Source organism: Nibribacter ruber, assembly GCF_009913235.1.
Taxonomy (GTDB): domain Bacteria; phylum Bacteroidota; class Bacteroidia; order Cytophagales; family Hymenobacteraceae; genus Nibribacter; species Nibribacter ruber.
This window is the reverse complement of record NZ_CP047897.1, coordinates 2,355,001-2,369,861: the sequence shown is the minus strand read 5'-3', so window position 1 is coordinate 2,369,861 and position 14,861 is coordinate 2,355,001. Positions and strand designations below refer to the sequence as shown.

Here is a 14,861-nt window from a genome sequence, read left to right as displayed (position 1 = left end):
TAATATTAAAAGTAAACTGGAAAACCAATTTGACCCTTTTACAATGCTGTCTAATGTATTTGAATGAGATTATTGAAAGCCATAGGAATAGCTATGTTAGACAGCTTGCAGAGTTTTATTCAGACCGCAGTGAAGGGATAAAAGAAGCGCTCCTAAAATTAGATAATGAGGAAAGTGGACTTCTTTTCAATTTATCTAGGATGGATTACTTAGTTAAGGTAGATGATGAATGGAAAATAGAAGAGCTATCTCCAGATTCATATAATAACCATTCCCTTCTTGAGTTTGAGTATGGTGATTTAATTGTGGAACTGAATCCGCTGTTTTGGCATGGTGTGCAATTCACAGTTGCGCAAAAGGAGGCTGGGTATAGTTGGTTAGTGGACTGGGCAACAAAATGGATTGATGAAGATGATAGCTTTGCGTCAAGCAGTGAAGACATTTCAGGGGCTATACATAGTGTAACAGTTCCAGAACAAGAAACGGATTGCCTCAAGTTTACAGTTGATTTTGGAACAGCACCTGTTGATTGTTTTATTGAATTAATCGATTCTTTGGAAGAAAATGGGATAAGCAGAGTCAAGATTGGTTCTGATGATTTAATAAGTGAGTAGCAAGTCAATCTGCGATAGAATCAAAGTCTAACCTGGTGTTTTGGAGGTTGGGTAAAAGAATCTCTTTATAGAAACGAAAAAGCCGCCTAGATTTCTCTAAGCGGCTTTTTCGTTTTTAGGCTGTTTTGACCAAAAGAGGCCAAAAATGATTAGGAGTCTGATAGGAATTTAAACAATGAAGAAAAAGCCCGTAATCAGAGCCAATCCTCTCGCTCGCCTCTGGATAGTGTGAGGCCCGGGCGGCGTCCCGCCGCTTTTAATGCATATACTGTAGCGGCCAGAGGCCGTAGGTCACTCACACTCGCCAGAGGCGAGCGAGAGAATTACCAGTTTTTCTGAATTCGAATAACGAGCAACCAATAACAATCCGCTACCGTCTCTTACTGCTTTTGCGCTTGCTGGCGCCGCCTGACTTGGTTTTCTTCCAGCCGGCTTTCTTTTGGTCTCTCACTTTGGCCCCTTTGCCAATGTTCTCGCCGTGGGAGTGGGCTTTCTTTTCGTGGAAGGCGCCTTTAAAGTCTGGGTCGGCTTGGCGTTTGTGATGGTCTAGCTCGCGGTCAATTTCCTGCTTCTCCTCAAACGGCGTCTCATACACATGCACTTCCTCGGGCATAGGCTCCATAGGAATCTGCATCTTGATGAGCTTCTCAATGCGCTGGATGTGGTGCATCTCGGCCTCATTGGCGAAGGTAATAGACGCGCCCTTCTGCTCTGCTCTACCGGTGCGGCCAATGCGGTGCACGTAGTCCTCGTAGATGATAGGCACGTCAAAATTAATCACGTGGCTAACGTCATTGATGTCAATGCCGCGAGCGGCTACGTCCGTGGCGACCAGGTAACGAACTTCACCGGCTCTGAACGTTTCTACGGCGTTAATGCGGGTGTTCTGGCCTTTGTTGCCGTGCACTACGCGTACCCCGCCATCGCCTTTACGGTCCAGGAATGAGGTGATATTATCGGCGTTGGCTTTACTGCGTGTGAAAATCATGACGCGGTTAAACGTGTCGCGGTCCTGGAACAGATGCTCCAGTAAGGCAATCTTGGTCCGGAGGTTGGGCACTTGGTACAGAACCTGCGTCACGGTTTCTACCGGCGTGGCCTGCGGGGTTACGGCTACCACCATCGGGAACTCCAGGAACTCCTCAGACAGAATGTGCACGCGCTCATGCATGGTGGCAGAAAACAGCAGGTTCTGGCGTTTGCGCGGAATAATCTCCAGAATCTGACGTATCTGTGGCATAAAGCCCATGTCCATCATCTTGTCGGCCTCATCCAGCACCAGCGTCTTCAGTTCTTTGAGCACCAATTCGCCTTTGTGGTAAATGTCCATGAGTCGGCCAGGGGTGGCGACCAGCAAATCTACACCCGCCTGAATGCGCTCTATCTGTTGCTTAGGACCCACGCCACCGTAAATGCCCACTGTCCTGATGTCCGTGTACACGCTCAGGTTTTTGATGTGCTCCTCTATCTGGATAACCAGCTCGCGGGTAGGCGCTAGAATCAACGCACGCGGGTGTTTGCCCTGCGCGTATTTCACTTTCATAAGCAAAGGCAGGGTATAGGCGGCGGTTTTACCGGTACCCGTCTGCGCAATGCCCATCACGTCATGACCCGCCAAGGCCAAGGGAATGGTCTGTACCTGCACTGGCGTAGGCTTGCTAAAACCCTGTTCGGCCACGGCGTTCAGTAACTGTTTGTTCAGCTTGAAATCCTCGAAGCTAGGCACTTCCTCCTCTTCCTCTTGCCCTAAGGTTTCCTCTGTTTCTTCTCCCTCCAGGGAAAGTCCTTCTGACGGCGCATTCTCCTGCTGGGCGTCTATATTCTCGTCCTGCTCAGGGGCAGAATTCTTGTTCTCTTCTTCTATCATCAATGCAAAGGTACGGATTTGAATTTTGATGTCTCTGACTTAGTGAATGATGGAGTGATGGATTGATTGAGAGAATGAAAAATGCAGAACTAGAAAGACCTCGTAGTGTACGGAGGTCCTACCAGTGTCTCATCAAAAACCGTTTTTGGCCTGATTTCCAGAAAATAGGCCAAAAACGATTTTGTTTTAAGAAGGGCGGTTATCTTAGCAACATGAACAGCATCCTCATCAAAAACGCCCGCCTGGTCAATGAAGGCCAAATCCAGGAAACAGATGTCTTCGTCAAAAACGGCCTTATCTCGCGCATTGGCCAGAACCTGAACGAAGTGGCAGACACGGTCATTGACGCCAGAGGCCAGTACCTTATGCCAGGCGTGATTGATGACCAAGTGCACTTTAGAGACCCGGGCCTTACGCACAAGGGTGATTTGTACTCAGAGCCCAGAGCCGCGGTGGCGGGCGGGGTGACCACGTTCATGGAGATGCCCAATACGGTACCCAACGCCACCACGCAACAGCTCTTGCAGGACAAGTATGACACCGCAGCGCAGAAGTCCTTGGCCAACTACTCCTTCTTTATGGGCGGTACCAATGACAACCTGGAGGAGATTCTGAAAACCGATACGCGTTCTGTCTGCGGAATTAAGCTATTTATGGGTTCCAGCACGGGCAATATGCTGGTAGACAACGTGCACACACTGGAGGAGATTTTCAAGCAAAGCCCCATGCTCATTGCCACGCACTGCGAAGACGAGGCCACCATCAGGGCCAACACCCAGCACTACGTAGAGCAATACGGCGAAGAAAACATTCCCATGAGCGCGCATCCTTTGATTAGAAGCGTGGAGGCTTGCTACAAGTCTTCTAGCATGGCGGTGGAACTGGCTAAAAAGCACAATACGCGTCTGCACATCCTGCACATCAGTACAGAAGAAGAGTTGGCCCTGTTTGCCAATGACGTGCCTTTGGAGCAGAAGCGCATCACCGCCGAGGTCTGCGTGCACCATCTCTGGTTTGACGCTTCACAGTATGACACGCTGGGTTCGCAGATTAAATGCAATCCCGCCATTAAGGAGGCCCGTCACAAACAGGCGCTGTTCCAAGGCTTGCTAGACAACAGACTTGACATCATCGCCACCGACCATGCCCCGCATACCTGGGAAGAGAAGCAGGCCGGTACTTATAAAGGAGCGCCTTCGGGATTGCCGTTGGTACAGCATTCTTTGCAAGTGATGCTGGCTTTTTACCAACAGGGCAAGATTTCTTTGGAGCGCATAGTGGAGAAAATGTGCCATGCGCCCGCCATCTGCTTCCAAGTAGAGAAACGCGGTTTCGTGCGCGAAGGCTACTGGGCCGACTTGGTCTTGGTAGACTTAGAGCAGAACTTAACGGTGGCCAAAGACAACGTCCTGTACAAATGCGGTTGGTCTCCGCTAGAAGGCCAGACCCTGCCGGGCGTGGTGACGCATACCATTGTCTCTGGGCATTTGGCTTACAAGCACGGGGCTTTTGATGAGAGTAAGAGAGGGGAGCGGGTGTTGTTTAGTAGGTAGGTGAAAAATATCCTTTGGGTAATTTAAAGGCGTTGGTTGTTCAATAGAAGATTTATAACAATAGGGTGCCAAATTTATATATCATAGCTGGCTGTAATGGAGCAGGTAAGACAACTGCATCCTTTACTGTTCTGCCCGAAATGTTGGATTGCCAAGAGTTTGTGAATGCAGATGAGATAGCTCGTGGGCTTTCTCCCTTCCAGCCAGAAAAAGTTGCCATTGAAGCAGGCAGAATTATGTTGTCCCGTATTGAAGAGCTTCTTATAAGGCCAGAGGATTTTGCCATTGAGACAACGCTTTCTACCAGAAGCTATGTGCAAACAATAAAGAAAGCCAAGCAAGCTGGATATAATGTGACGTTAGTTTATTTTTGGTTGAATTCTCCAGAATTAGCAATTGCCAGAGTTAGAACAAGAGTAACAGAAGGAGGTCATAACATTCCTGAGGATGTTATCCGTAGAAGATATAAGAAAGGAATTCAAAACCTTTTTGATCTGTTTATCCCCATTTGCGACTATTGGCTACTTATAGATAATTCACAGAAGCCATATATAGTAGTTGCTGAAGGGCGAGAAGACAAGAAGTTAAATCTTCTGGATGAACAGATTTGGAACACTTTAAAGAAGCTGACTAATGAATAACGATAAAGTAAATGCAACTGATCTGCGAAGCAAGATTTTAAAAGGCCTTGACTTGGCTGTAGAGAGATTGATACGCAAAAAGCAGAAGGAAGATGGTGAGCTCGTTTTCTCTCTTAACGGGGAAGTAGTTATTATAAAAGCGAAGGATTTATCTGCTAAATAAAAAGATAAAAGGCTTTGCTAACTGCCTAAATAAAGGTGTTGGTTATCAGTGATTCAGGTAGTATGCCTAAATGCTTAACATAACTTTACAGAAAAATTTAAGTAAAATACTTGCGTTGAATAGCCAAAGGCGCTACTTTTGCTCTCCAATTACACGGTGGTCGTAGTTCAGCTGGTTAGAGCACCAGATTGTGATTCTGGAAGTCGTGGGTTCGAACCCCATCGATCACCCAAAAAGCTCCTGAGAGATCAGGGGCTTTTTTTGTTTTTGGCCTGTTTCCTGGAAATTAGCCTAAAAACGAAAGAGAGGACAGGCGAAAGCGCTTGCCGCCAATGCCTTAAAGTAGAGAAGAGTTATAATTAAGCTACGCGGTGGTTGCTGTTTGAGGAGCGCATCGCATATATACTAAAGAAAAATATGAGTCTATTGGTGATTGGATCCGTGGCGTTTGATGCCCTGGAAACCCCCTTCGGAAAGCGTGACAAGATCATTGGCGGTGCCGGAACGTTCATTTCTCTATCGGCGGCCAACTTCGTGAAGCCAGTAAACCTGGTGTCTGTGGTGGGTGGCGACTTTTTAAAGTCAGACATTGAAATGATGAAAGGCAAAGGCATCAACACAGACGGTCTGCAGATCAAAGAGAATGAGAAATCGTTCTTCTGGTCTGGCCGTTACTTCAATGACATGAACAGCCGTGAGACGCTGGCCACGGAGTTGAACGTGTTAGGCGACTTCGACCCGATTATCCCGGAGAGCTACCAAGACTGCAAATATTTGATGCTGGGCAATCTGGCCCCGCAGGTACAGCGCCAGGTGATTGAGCGCCTGACCAACCGTCCTAAGTTGGTGGTAATGGACACCATGAACTTTTGGATGGACATTGCCTATGATGACTTAATCCAGACCATTGGCATGGTAGACGTGCTAAGCATCAACGATGAGGAAGCCCGCCAGCTGAGCAAAGAATATTCTCTGGTAAAAGCGGCCAAGAAGATCATGGCCATGGGACCAAAGTATCTGATCATCAAGAAAGGTGAGCACGGCGCATTGCTGTTCCACCAGGATGAGATTTTCTACGCGCCGGCTTTGCCGTTGGAGGAAGTGTTTGACCCAACCGGCGCCGGTGACACGTTTGCCGGTGGTTTCATTGGTTACTTGGCCAGCACAGATGACATCAGCTTTGACAACATGAAGCGGGCGGTCATTCATGGTTCGGCTATGGCGTCTTTCTGCGTAGAGCAGTTTGGCACAGAGCGTCTGGTAGATTTGAAGGCTAATGAATTAGAAGAGCGTGTTGCCCAATTCGCCAAGTTGGTGAACTTCTAAGAAGAGTAAGTGTCGTTTTTGGCCTGTTTTCTGAGAAATAGTCTAAAAGCGATGGAAGTATAAAAAGAGGCCCCTGAGAAATCTGGGGTCTTTTTTTATGTGAAAAGCGCAGGCTCTAGGTAGACGAAGATTGAAGATAAAACTCCATCTTTGTTTGTACGGGTTGGCCGGTGGGCAGCTCTTTAACTATTAGAGGCATATTGAATCATGGGAAAGAAGAATGATGAGGCGTTTGCCATTGTCATGGGCGCTATGGCGTTTCTGGCGCTTGAGGTGATGGTGTATTACGGGCTGGTGACCTGGCTTATTCCCACTGACCCTGAGGTGGAGGCAGCCGGTGGGGCCGTGGTGCGCAACTGGAACAAGGTGATGTATTTTATTCTGGCGTACATGACCATCCTGGTTGCTTCTCTACTAGTGGCCAGTTCCATGGTGCCGCGCCAGTTTAGACGGCACGTGCTCTTCTGGTTCTATCTTTCTTTACCCACTATGATTGTGTTGCTGTTTGTGGCCTTCAACTAAAGGTGCATACTTTTCCTGAGCGCTTGCGTATAGGAAGAGACACTCAAAAAAAGGAGGATTATATGAGCAGCGATAAAAAAAACAATAGCAATATGCACGGCGAACATGACGCCATTGCCAAGGGTAAGCCAGATCAAACGAACCAGCATGACAGCAAAAAGTTTGATCCCACCGGCAAAACGCAGAATGATCCGGTAGACAAAGGTTTGCAGGAAGATGACACCAAGGTGCAGAACCCTAACCGAAACCTGGCCAAAGGGGGCAACCCAAGTCGTGAGGATATTCCGGCCGGCTACGGCAACAATGGGAACCGCCCAAGAAGCAACCCAAGCGACAACCAGCAAGACAGAGGCAAATAAGCCTTCGGTTTGCATTATATATAAAAGGCCACCCAGATGGGTGGCCTTTTTGCTTTTGGACTATTACTTAGATTAGTGGTTGGCCAGCATGTGTTGGTAAACGAGCAAAGAGACCTGGGCCATGGCAGAGATGGCGGCGGGCTCGTCTTCCAGTTGCTTGGACAGCAGCACCAGTACATATTTGCGACCATCGGGCAGAAATACAATCCCAGAATCATGGCGCACCCCGGTGATCCAGCCGGTTTTGTGAGCCACTTGTACGTCTTTGGGCAGCTTGGCCGGAATGATGTCTTTGTATTGCTGGTCCAGTAAAATCTTGATCATGGCCTGGGAGGCCGCCGGACTCACGGCCTTTCCTTGGACCAGATGAGTGTACAATAACATAAGGTCATAAGCCGTAGTGGTATTGTTGAGGCCCAGCGCGTAGGCTTTGCCGTCCTCCACGCCTCTGCGCACCTGTATTTCCTGGGCGCCCAGGTTCCGCATGGTGGCCGTCACGTTCTCTGCGCCCACCAGTTCTATGATAATGTTGGTGGCCAGATTGCTGCTTTTGATTATCATGCGGTACAGCAAGTCTGACATGGGGAGTGTTTTGCCCAAATGCTGGTACAGTTCTGTGTCGCCGTCGTCTGTGGGCGTAATGCTGAACGTACTGCTGTCTGCTATGCTTTTAAAGTTGTTCTTTACCTCAATAGGAGAGTCAATGGTAAACTTTCCGGCCTCTATCTGCTTGTAAGCCTCCACCAGCACGGGCGTTTTCATGGTACTGGCCGCATGAAAATTCTCGTGTTCCTGCAACAGCACTTCTTCACCAGTCTGCACATCTTTGAACGCCACGGCAAAGGTGCCTTTCTGTTGGCTTAACTCTGCTGAGATACGATCTTTCAGGGAACTCATGGTTGGTTGGGGTTTACTCAAAGTGCAACCAGAAAATGTGATGGTAAGAAAAACAAGGAAGGAGAGAAGGCGCATGGCTTGCTTGGAATTGAAGGAAGTATTGTCTCCGTTTTTGGGCTATTTCTTGGAAAATAGCCCAAAAACGGAGAAATGAGGCTAACCGGCTCAGAGATATATTTAAAACTCTTGCCTGAGCCAGGCGGTAAAGTTTTCTTTTTGCTCTGGCGTAGCGGCCGGATCTTTGGTGACTTTGTACTGCGGAAGATACACCCGGCCGTCTGGCTGTAGAGTCACAGTCATCAATCTTCTCTGCCGAAACAGCGTGAACTCTGCGGTCTTGTCCTGGAGGGTTAGCAATGACTGCAGGTTCTGGTTCTCTAATTTTCTACCGTTCAGGGCAATGAGCTCATCTTCTACAGACAATACACCCGCGGCCGGCGAAGACGGGGCCACGTAGCTCACCACGCCTTGACTACCCGGAACAATTCTAAACCCAAATCGGCTTTCATGTGCCAGGAGCGAGGGCAGGACCTGCAATTGGCAGCCCACGTATGCCAGCAACGGCGCCAGCCATTTCTCAAAAGGCACGGTTCCAAACACCATTTCCTGGAAGTAGGTTTGTAGAGAGGCGCCGGCCACTTGCTCAGCCAACTTCTGATAATCTTCTTCGGTGTAGCCAATGCCGGTCTGCCCAAAGTCCTGCCACATTCGGCGCATGACATCGTCTAAGGACTGGGCGTTATTGGTCGCTTTCCTGATTTCTATGTCCAAGACCAGTGCCGAAATACAGCCTTTGTGGTAAATGCTCACCTTCCGGTCTGGGGCACCTGGTTTGTAGCCGTCCAGCCAGGTGTCAAAAGAAGAATCTGCCACGGACAGGTTCTTTTCGCCTTGGTCTAAGGTGTGGCGCTTTATGACGGTGTTCAGCTCCTCAAAATACTGGTCTGCGGCAAAGACGCCGCTTCTGGCCAGTAGATAATCACCGTAATAGGTGGTGACGCCTTCGGCTACGTAGCCGGTTCTAAAGTAATTCTCCTTGGTGAAATCATAGGGCAGCATTTCTTTGGGCCGGATCTGCTTGATGTTCCACGTGTGGAAGAGTTCATGGCAGCTCACTCCCAAGAGTTCTTTGTAGAGGGCAGGGCTCATTAAGGCTTCAGAAGGGCCTAGCGTAATGACTGTGGAGTTCAAGTGCTCTACGCCATGGTAGTGCTGGTACGGCAGAATGATGTTGATGAAATGGTAATCCGGCACGGGGAAGGTCTCAAACAGCGCCAACTGCTCCTTTGTGAACGCCTGGAACTGCGGTAGTATCTGCTCCCAGTCGGGTTGGCAGTCTCCATAGAACCAGACGTGGAACGGAATGCCCTGCTCTTGATACGTCTGGCGCTGCAGGTGTGGGCTGGCAATAAACGGTGAGTCTACCAGATGGTCAAAGTCGCGGGCCTGCAAGGTTTGGGGTTCTGAGATTGGCAAGCCGCAGGCAATCTGCCAGTGTGCGGGTACATCCAGGACCAAGGAACAGGGGAGGTGCTCCTGGCCCTGGGCGGTGAGCAGGCAGTTGACGGGGTTCACATACAGCATCTGCTCCTCTACCCAAGAGCCGCCGGCGTCCATCTGGCGGGCGTAGAAATTATACTTCACCTGCAGGGTGCTGCCTCCCTTGGTTTCTACCTGCCAGCGGTCCTTGCTTACTTTTTTAAACGGCATCGCCTGCCCTTTTTCATCCAAAACCTCCAGGGCCTGCAGTTTCTGCGCAAAGTTCTGAAGCTCGTAGCGGCCCGGCCGCCAGGCGGGCAGCTGTAGATAGGTGGTTTCCTGGGTAAGGTCAGTGATGTAGGTGGTCACCTGCAGGTAAGAAGAAAGCGGGTTCTGTGTGGATATGTGGTACTGTAGCATAACAAAGTAAACGTAGGTGTCGCCAGAAAGGCAATGGTAGCTTGAAGTTGCAAGAATTTGGGCGCTCTGCCAACTTTTGAGCCTCGTGCAAGAGGGGGAGGCTGGTTTGCCTGGCTAAACTTAGAGGTTCCAGCGTCGTTAATATGATAGGAACAGGGGGCCAAGCCAGGCTTGCCTGATGTGCAGCAGTGGGTATGGGAGCAGCAGAAGAGCAGGATGTTTCGCGCAAGCGGCTGAAAAAGCTGGCCAAAGAAAAAGAGAAGGAGCTGAAGGAACAGAAAAAGCAGCAAGAGAAGCGCGAGGCGCTCATGGCCAAGGAGCGCACCAGCGGCCTTACCAACATGTACCGGACCGCCGCCAGAAACCACGTCTCGTATATTGCCATTGGAGACCGCCGGGCCAACATCTTGATTGGTATCTGCACGCTGGCCATCTCTGTCATGTTCACGGTCTTCCTGCGCAAGTTTGAAGACATCACCAGTTACCTGATTCCCGCCCTCATCTTGATTGTGACCTGTACCTTTACCATGGTGCTGGCTATCATCTCTACCCGCCCAGAGCATACCAGAGGCTACTACACCCTGGACGAGGTGGCTAGCAAAGAAGTAAACCTGCTGCATTTTGAGAACTTCCACAAGATGTCCATCCAGGAGTATGAGCTGGCTATGGACAAATTGCTAGAGAATGGAGTCCGCTCGCGGCACGCCCTCATGCGGGATCTGCACGGGCTGGGATTGGCGGTGGCGCGCAAGTACCATTACCTTCGGCTGAGCTACAATGTGTTAATGGTGGGCTTTGTGTTAACCGTGCTGGCGTTTTTCATAGTTGTTTTCTGGACCAGGTAGCCCCTGGCAGAGGTCTCCAGACTATTAAGGCACATCTCCCATCTGCGTTCAATTTTAAGCTTTTGCTTTCGGGCATTGAGCCAGAGACACCGTTTTTGGGCAGTTTTCTGGGAGTTAAGCTAAAAACAAAGTTGGTATTGCCAGGTGAGTCCTGTTACTTTGCAGAGATGGTGGCGTTTTTGGTCTGTTTTCCAGAAAATAGCCTAAAAACGCTTTGAGGAACAGCCTGATATAGAGTGCAGCTTTTAGCCGAGACAGGTAACGTGCAAATAATCAAATTAAAATATGGAAACAGGGTTGATTTATCAGAATTGATTTCCTAATTTTGCAACCCTTAATATAATGTTTAGTGTAAGATGAAAAGAACATTCCAACCTTCGCAACGCAAAAGAAGAAATAAGCATGGTTTCCGCTCAAGAATGGAAACTGCCAATGGTAGAAGAGTATTAGCTAGCAGAAGAGCTAAAGGCCGTCACAAACTGACCGTTTCTGACGAAAGAAGACACAAAGCCTAATTTTTCTGAGTAGCTCGCTGCAAGGCACCTTGCGAATGGGTACCTTCACTGAACATTCTGCAGAAGAGCAACCGATTTCTTATAGATTTCAGAGAGAAGAACGTTTACGGAGCAAAAAGCTGATTGACCAGCTTTTCCGTGAAGGTTCTTCTTTCAATTCATATCCCATCCGGTTTGTGGTGCTCCGTTTGCCGCAGCCTAGCCCGGGCGCGCCGGTACAGGTTTTGGTCTCTGTGTCCAAGCGCCATTTCAAGAAAGCGGTAGACCGCAACCGGCTCAAGCGCCAGATTCGAGAAGCCTATCGTCTCCAAAAACACGCCCTCGCGGCATCCCTTTCCCCAGATACCACGCTGCTTATTGCCTTTCTATATACCGGTAAGGAAAAATCTTCTTTCAATACTATCAGTAAAAAACTAAATTCAGGGCTGGAGCGTTTGATTTTAGAATAGCTTCTCATTTTTCCCTATTCCAATTGTGTAGTATGCTGAAGAAATCTTTCGCGGGCCTTCTGGTGGCCGGTGCGGCATGGGGCCTTTTCTCTTTTACCAACTCAGATACCTCTGAGCGGTATTTTGACATAGCTAAGAACCTGGACATCTTCGTGACGCTCTTCAAAGAGGTGAACACGTATTATGTAGATGACGTGGCTCCCACCAAACTGGTGAGAACCGGCATTGATGCCATGCTCAAATCCTTAGACCCCTATACCAACTACATTCCCGAAGATGATATAGAAGATTTCAGGACCATGACTACCGGTCAGTATGGCGGCATTGGTGCCTTGGTGGGCAAACGGGACGGCCGTACCATCATCTCGCTTCCGCATGAGGGCTCCCCGGCCCAGAAAGCTGGTCTGATCATTGGCGATGAGATTTTAAAAATTGACGGGGTTGACCTGGCCAAGAAGAATGACAGTGAGGTAAGCAAGCTGCTCAAAGGTCAGGCTGGTACCTTGGTGAAATTGGAAATCAAGCGTTTTGGGCAGGACAAGCCCATGCTGGTAGACGTGACCCGTGCCAACATTCAAATCAGCAATGTGCCATATTATGGCATGGTGAACCCAGAGGTAGGGTATCTGCAACTTTCTGGCTTTACCGTAGACGCCGGGCTTGAAGTGCGCCGGGCGGTTACCAAACTCAAGGAGCAAGGCGCCAAGAAGATCATCTTGGATTTGCGAGACAATCCGGGTGGTTTACTGAATGAGGCGGTGAACATCTCCAACCTTTTCTTACCCCGCGGCAAGGACATTGTAAGTACCAAAGGCAAGGTGACGGAGTATAATAAAATGTACAAGGCCTTGGATGAGCCTTTAGATGTGCAGATGCCCTTGGTAGTGCTGGCCAGTTCAAACAGTGCCTCGGCGGCAGAGATTGTGGCCGGTGCTTTGCAGGACTATGACCGTGCCGTGCTGGTAGGGGAGCGTACCTACGGCAAAGGCCTGGTCCAGATGACTCGTCCTTTGTCTTATAACTCACAATTAAAAGTAACCACGGCCAAATACTACATTCCTAGCGGACGCTGCATTCAGGCCATTGATTATGCACACCGCAACAGTGACGGTTCTCTGAACAAGGTGCCAGACTCATTGCGCGTGGCGTTTAAAACTGCCAACGGAAGGGTGGTGTATGATGGCGGGGGCATTAGCCCAGACATTGAAGTAAAGGACAGACCGCTGCCAGACATTATACGGGTGCTCATTACCAAAAACTACCTGTTTGATTACGCGTCCAGGTTTAGAGCGGCCAACCCCACCATTGCGGCAGCCAAGGACTTTAGACTCTCTGACGCCGAGTACCAGAAGTTTGTTTCTTATTTAAGTGGCAAGGACATTTCTTATTCTACAGACGTGGAGAAAGCCTTAGACAATATGATTAAGAAGTCTAAGGAAGACAAGCATTATGAAGAGGTGCGCACAGACATTGAACAGATAAGAAAGAAAGTGGCCACCAACAAGAGCAATGACCTGAATCGGTTTAAGCCGGAGATCATGGAGATGCTGGAGCAGGAGATAGTGTCCAGGTATTATCTGCAGAAAGGCTTAGTGGAATCTACCTTTGACGACGATCAGGATATTCTGGCGGCGCTGGATATTTTAAACAATACCACCAAGTACCAAAGCCTGCTAATGGCTTCGGCTAAAAAGTAAACAACACTCTATTATATATAGTGTACCAAAGGAAACTAAGAAGGGCGATGCATGCATCGCCCTTCTTAGTTTCAAAACCTGTAGCTTTGCACTATTAAAGTGACGCACTGCTTATACTAAAGAATGGCCTATCTCCTTTCCCTGGAAACTTCCTCAATTGTCTGCTCAGTGGCACTCCACCAGGACCAGCAGCTGTTAACCTATGCAGAACTTAGATTGGAGAAATCTCACTCCTCTCACATCACAATCATGGTCAACCAAGTGCTGGAGTATGCAGGGGTGTCTTTAAAAGAGCTAAGTGCGGTGGCTGTTTCTGGCGGACCGGGCTCCTATACCGGGCTGCGCATTGGATCTGGAACCGCGAAAGGCCTTTGCTATTCTCTTGACATTCCATTGATAGCGGTAGACACTCTTATGGCTATGGCGCAGCAGGTAATAGAAAACACACCGAATAACGGAAAGTATCTATACTGCCCCATGGTAGATGCCCGTAGATCTGAAGTCTATACCTGCATAGTTACGCATGAATTGGAAGTTGTTTTGCCAGTGAAGCCTCTTATTATAGAATCTACCAGTTTGCAACAGTATTTAGACAAGCAGGCTGTTATCTTTTTAGGGAGCGGGGCTTCAAAGGCCAAGGAATTGTTGGCGCCGCATGAGAACGCATTCTTCCTGGAAAGTGTTAAACCTTCAGCGCAAGCCATAGGCAAACTCGCCTTTGATAAATGGCAAGCCCAGCAGTTTGAAGATGTGGCCTATTATGAGCCCTTCTATTTAAAGGAAGTATACATTACAAAGCCATCAGGAAAATAAGAACATGGAAGAGTTTGTAAACAGAGTAGCTAACAGCGGGTTGATTACGATCAATCTGGAAGAGCTTTTACATCCAGGGGAAAGAGTAGTATATGATATCAAGGAAAACCTGTTCCATGGCTTAATGCTGCGCGAAAAGGATTTCAGGGCTTTTGTGAAGGAGCATGACTGGTCTCAGTACGCCGGAAAGAATGTAGCCATCATTTGTTCTACAGATGCCATTGTGCCCACTTGGGCCTATATGCTGCTGGCAAGTAAACTTCAGCCCTTTGTGAACAGATTTGTCTTCGGAGATTTAGACGCATTAGAGCAGGCTTTGCTTCAGGATGCTATTGCCTCTATAGATATAGAGCAATACAAAGAAGCTAAACTGGTGATTAAAGGCTGCGGCCAGATACCAGTGCCAACCTATGCCTATGTAGAAATCATGCAGAAGCTGCTGCCTGTGGCAAGTAGTATCATGTATGGCGAGCCTTGCTCAACGGTTCCAATATATAAGAAGCCAAAGGAAAGAGCTCAGGTTTAGAGTTCCCGGAAAGGAATCCGCCTGCGTGCCAGGTCCTTAGACGGGAAGGGGCGGCTTTTCGCCGTATTCTTCGCACGGGCCGCTTGGAAAGCAGGCAGCTTTCCCTATCTTTGCACTCCCTTCCAGCGAGGGGTTCTCAACCGAAAGGGCGGAGAAAAAGAGAGGAAAAAAATCT

Annotated in this window: 16 protein-coding genes and 1 tRNA gene; 14 read left to right on the top strand and 3 right to left on the bottom strand. The window is 48.8% G+C overall.

Features of this window, described 5'->3' with window-relative positions; translation table 11 throughout:
• Nucleotides 1–59 precede the first annotated feature (59 nt).
• Nucleotides 60–614: a hypothetical protein gene (locus GU926_RS09920; protein ID WP_160691408.1), complete on the top strand. Its 555-nt coding sequence runs from the start codon at nucleotides 60–62 to the stop codon at nucleotides 612–614.
• A 370-nt stretch (nucleotides 615–984) separates the two neighbouring features.
• On the opposite strand, the gene GU926_RS09915 is transcribed toward GU926_RS09920, so the two are convergent.
• The gene (locus tag GU926_RS09915) at nucleotides 985–2,481 is read right to left on the bottom strand and encodes a DEAD/DEAH box helicase (RefSeq protein WP_160691406.1); all 1,497 of its coding nucleotides are present in this window, start codon (nucleotides 2,479–2,481) and stop codon (nucleotides 985–987) included.
• Between the two features lie 212 nt (nucleotides 2,482–2,693).
• On the opposite strand from GU926_RS09915, the gene GU926_RS09910 reads away from it, so the two are divergent.
• The 7 genes from GU926_RS09910 (at nucleotide 2,694) to GU926_RS09885 (ending at nucleotide 7,045) form a co-directional block, all read left to right on the top strand.
• The gene (locus tag GU926_RS09910; protein ID WP_160691404.1) at nucleotides 2,694–4,034 is read left to right on the top strand and encodes a dihydroorotase; all 1,341 of its coding nucleotides are present in this window, start codon (nucleotides 2,694–2,696) and stop codon (nucleotides 4,032–4,034) included.
• A 65-nt stretch (nucleotides 4,035–4,099) separates the two neighbouring features.
• Nucleotides 4,100–4,675 (top strand): zeta toxin family protein, encoded by a 576-nt coding sequence (locus GU926_RS09905; protein WP_160691402.1) that lies wholly within the window; start codon nucleotides 4,100–4,102, stop codon nucleotides 4,673–4,675.
• Nucleotides 4,668–4,838: a hypothetical protein gene (locus tag GU926_RS18380; RefSeq protein ID WP_198001399.1), complete on the top strand. Its 171-nt coding sequence runs from the start codon at nucleotides 4,668–4,670 to the stop codon at nucleotides 4,836–4,838. Before GU926_RS09905 ends, GU926_RS18380 begins: the two co-directional genes overlap by 8 nt.
• Before the next feature lie 156 nt (nucleotides 4,839–4,994).
• A tRNA-His gene (locus GU926_RS09900) sits at nucleotides 4,995–5,068 on the top strand.
• A gap of 187 nt (nucleotides 5,069–5,255) precedes the next feature.
• A complete protein-coding gene (locus GU926_RS09895) occupies nucleotides 5,256–6,164 on the top strand; it encodes a PfkB family carbohydrate kinase (protein ID WP_160691400.1) in 909 nt (302 codons plus the stop codon).
• Between the two features lie 207 nt (nucleotides 6,165–6,371).
• Entirely contained in the window at nucleotides 6,372–6,686 is a 315-nt protein-coding gene (locus GU926_RS09890; RefSeq protein ID WP_160691398.1) for a hypothetical protein, read from the top strand.
• 62 nt (nucleotides 6,687–6,748) lie between these two features.
• The gene (locus tag GU926_RS09885; RefSeq protein WP_160691396.1) at nucleotides 6,749–7,045 is read left to right on the top strand and encodes a hypothetical protein; all 297 of its coding nucleotides are present in this window, start codon (nucleotides 6,749–6,751) and stop codon (nucleotides 7,043–7,045) included.
• A 72-nt stretch (nucleotides 7,046–7,117) separates the two neighbouring features.
• Here the strand turns inward: GU926_RS09885 and GU926_RS09880 are convergent, their stop codons facing one another.
• Nucleotides 7,118–7,942, bottom strand: coding sequence for a serine hydrolase (locus tag GU926_RS09880; protein WP_232058286.1), 825 nt, complete (start codon nucleotides 7,940–7,942; stop codon nucleotides 7,118–7,120).
• Nucleotides 7,943–8,119: 177 nt separating this feature from the next.
• Nucleotides 8,120–9,841: a M61 family metallopeptidase gene (locus GU926_RS09875; protein WP_160691392.1), complete on the bottom strand. Its 1,722-nt coding sequence runs from the start codon at nucleotides 9,839–9,841 to the stop codon at nucleotides 8,120–8,122.
• Nucleotides 9,842–10,035: 194 nt separating this feature from the next.
• On the opposite strand from GU926_RS09875, the gene GU926_RS09870 reads away from it, so the two are divergent.
• The 6 genes from GU926_RS09870 to GU926_RS09845 all read left to right on the top strand — a co-directional run bounded on the left by GU926_RS09870 (nucleotide 10,036) and on the right by GU926_RS09845 (nucleotide 14,686).
• Nucleotides 10,036–10,686 (top strand): Pycsar system effector family protein, encoded by a 651-nt coding sequence (locus GU926_RS09870; protein WP_160691390.1) that lies wholly within the window; start codon nucleotides 10,036–10,038, stop codon nucleotides 10,684–10,686.
• A 356-nt stretch (nucleotides 10,687–11,042) separates the two neighbouring features.
• A complete protein-coding gene (gene rpmH, locus GU926_RS09865; protein ID WP_071885432.1) occupies nucleotides 11,043–11,201 on the top strand; it encodes a 50S ribosomal protein L34 in 159 nt (52 codons plus the stop codon).
• A 35-nt stretch (nucleotides 11,202–11,236) separates the two neighbouring features.
• Complete coding sequence (gene rnpA / locus GU926_RS09860; RefSeq protein ID WP_160691388.1) at nucleotides 11,237–11,650, top strand: ribonuclease P protein component; 414 nt, start codon at nucleotides 11,237–11,239, stop codon at nucleotides 11,648–11,650.
• Between the two features lie 32 nt (nucleotides 11,651–11,682).
• Nucleotides 11,683–13,347 (top strand): S41 family peptidase, encoded by a 1,665-nt coding sequence (locus GU926_RS09855; RefSeq protein ID WP_160691386.1) that lies wholly within the window; start codon nucleotides 11,683–11,685, stop codon nucleotides 13,345–13,347.
• A gap of 123 nt (nucleotides 13,348–13,470) precedes the next feature.
• Complete coding sequence (tsaB, locus tag GU926_RS09850) at nucleotides 13,471–14,160, top strand: tRNA (adenosine(37)-N6)-threonylcarbamoyltransferase complex dimerization subunit type 1 TsaB (RefSeq protein WP_160691384.1); 690 nt, start codon at nucleotides 13,471–13,473, stop codon at nucleotides 14,158–14,160.
• Nucleotides 14,161–14,164: 4 nt separating this feature from the next.
• The gene (locus GU926_RS09845; protein ID WP_160691382.1) at nucleotides 14,165–14,686 is read left to right on the top strand and encodes a DUF2480 family protein; all 522 of its coding nucleotides are present in this window, start codon (nucleotides 14,165–14,167) and stop codon (nucleotides 14,684–14,686) included.
• Nucleotides 14,687–14,861: the final 175 nt, after the last annotated feature.

Coding starts and splice junctions, on each gene's coding strand:
- GU926_RS09915 (WP_160691406.1), bottom strand. CDS start 2,481: ATGATAGAAGAAGAGAACAAGAATTCTGCCCCTGAGCAGGACGAGAAT.
- GU926_RS09910 (WP_160691404.1), top strand. CDS start 2,694: ATGAACAGCATCCTCATCAAAAACGCCCGCCTGGTCAATGAAGGCCAA.
- GU926_RS18380 (WP_198001399.1), top strand. CDS start 4,668: ATGAATAACGATAAAGTAAATGCAACTGATCTGCGAAGCAAGATTTTA.
- GU926_RS09895 (WP_160691400.1), top strand. CDS start 5,256: ATGAGTCTATTGGTGATTGGATCCGTGGCGTTTGATGCCCTGGAAACC.
- GU926_RS09890 (WP_160691398.1), top strand. CDS start 6,372: ATGGGAAAGAAGAATGATGAGGCGTTTGCCATTGTCATGGGCGCTATG.
- GU926_RS09885 (WP_160691396.1), top strand. CDS start 6,749: ATGAGCAGCGATAAAAAAAACAATAGCAATATGCACGGCGAACATGAC.
- GU926_RS09880 (WP_232058286.1), bottom strand. CDS start 7,942: ATGAGTTCCCTGAAAGATCGTATCTCAGCAGAGTTAAGCCAACAGAAA.
- GU926_RS09875 (WP_160691392.1), bottom strand. CDS start 9,841: ATGCTACAGTACCACATATCCACACAGAACCCGCTTTCTTCTTACCTG.
- GU926_RS09870 (WP_160691390.1), top strand. CDS start 10,036: ATGGGAGCAGCAGAAGAGCAGGATGTTTCGCGCAAGCGGCTGAAAAAG.
- rpmH (WP_071885432.1), top strand. CDS start 11,043: ATGAAAAGAACATTCCAACCTTCGCAACGCAAAAGAAGAAATAAGCAT.
- rnpA (WP_160691388.1), top strand. CDS start 11,237: ATGGGTACCTTCACTGAACATTCTGCAGAAGAGCAACCGATTTCTTAT.
- GU926_RS09855 (WP_160691386.1), top strand. CDS start 11,683: ATGCTGAAGAAATCTTTCGCGGGCCTTCTGGTGGCCGGTGCGGCATGG.
- tsaB (WP_160691384.1), top strand. CDS start 13,471: ATGGCCTATCTCCTTTCCCTGGAAACTTCCTCAATTGTCTGCTCAGTG.
- GU926_RS09845 (WP_160691382.1), top strand. CDS start 14,165: ATGGAAGAGTTTGTAAACAGAGTAGCTAACAGCGGGTTGATTACGATC.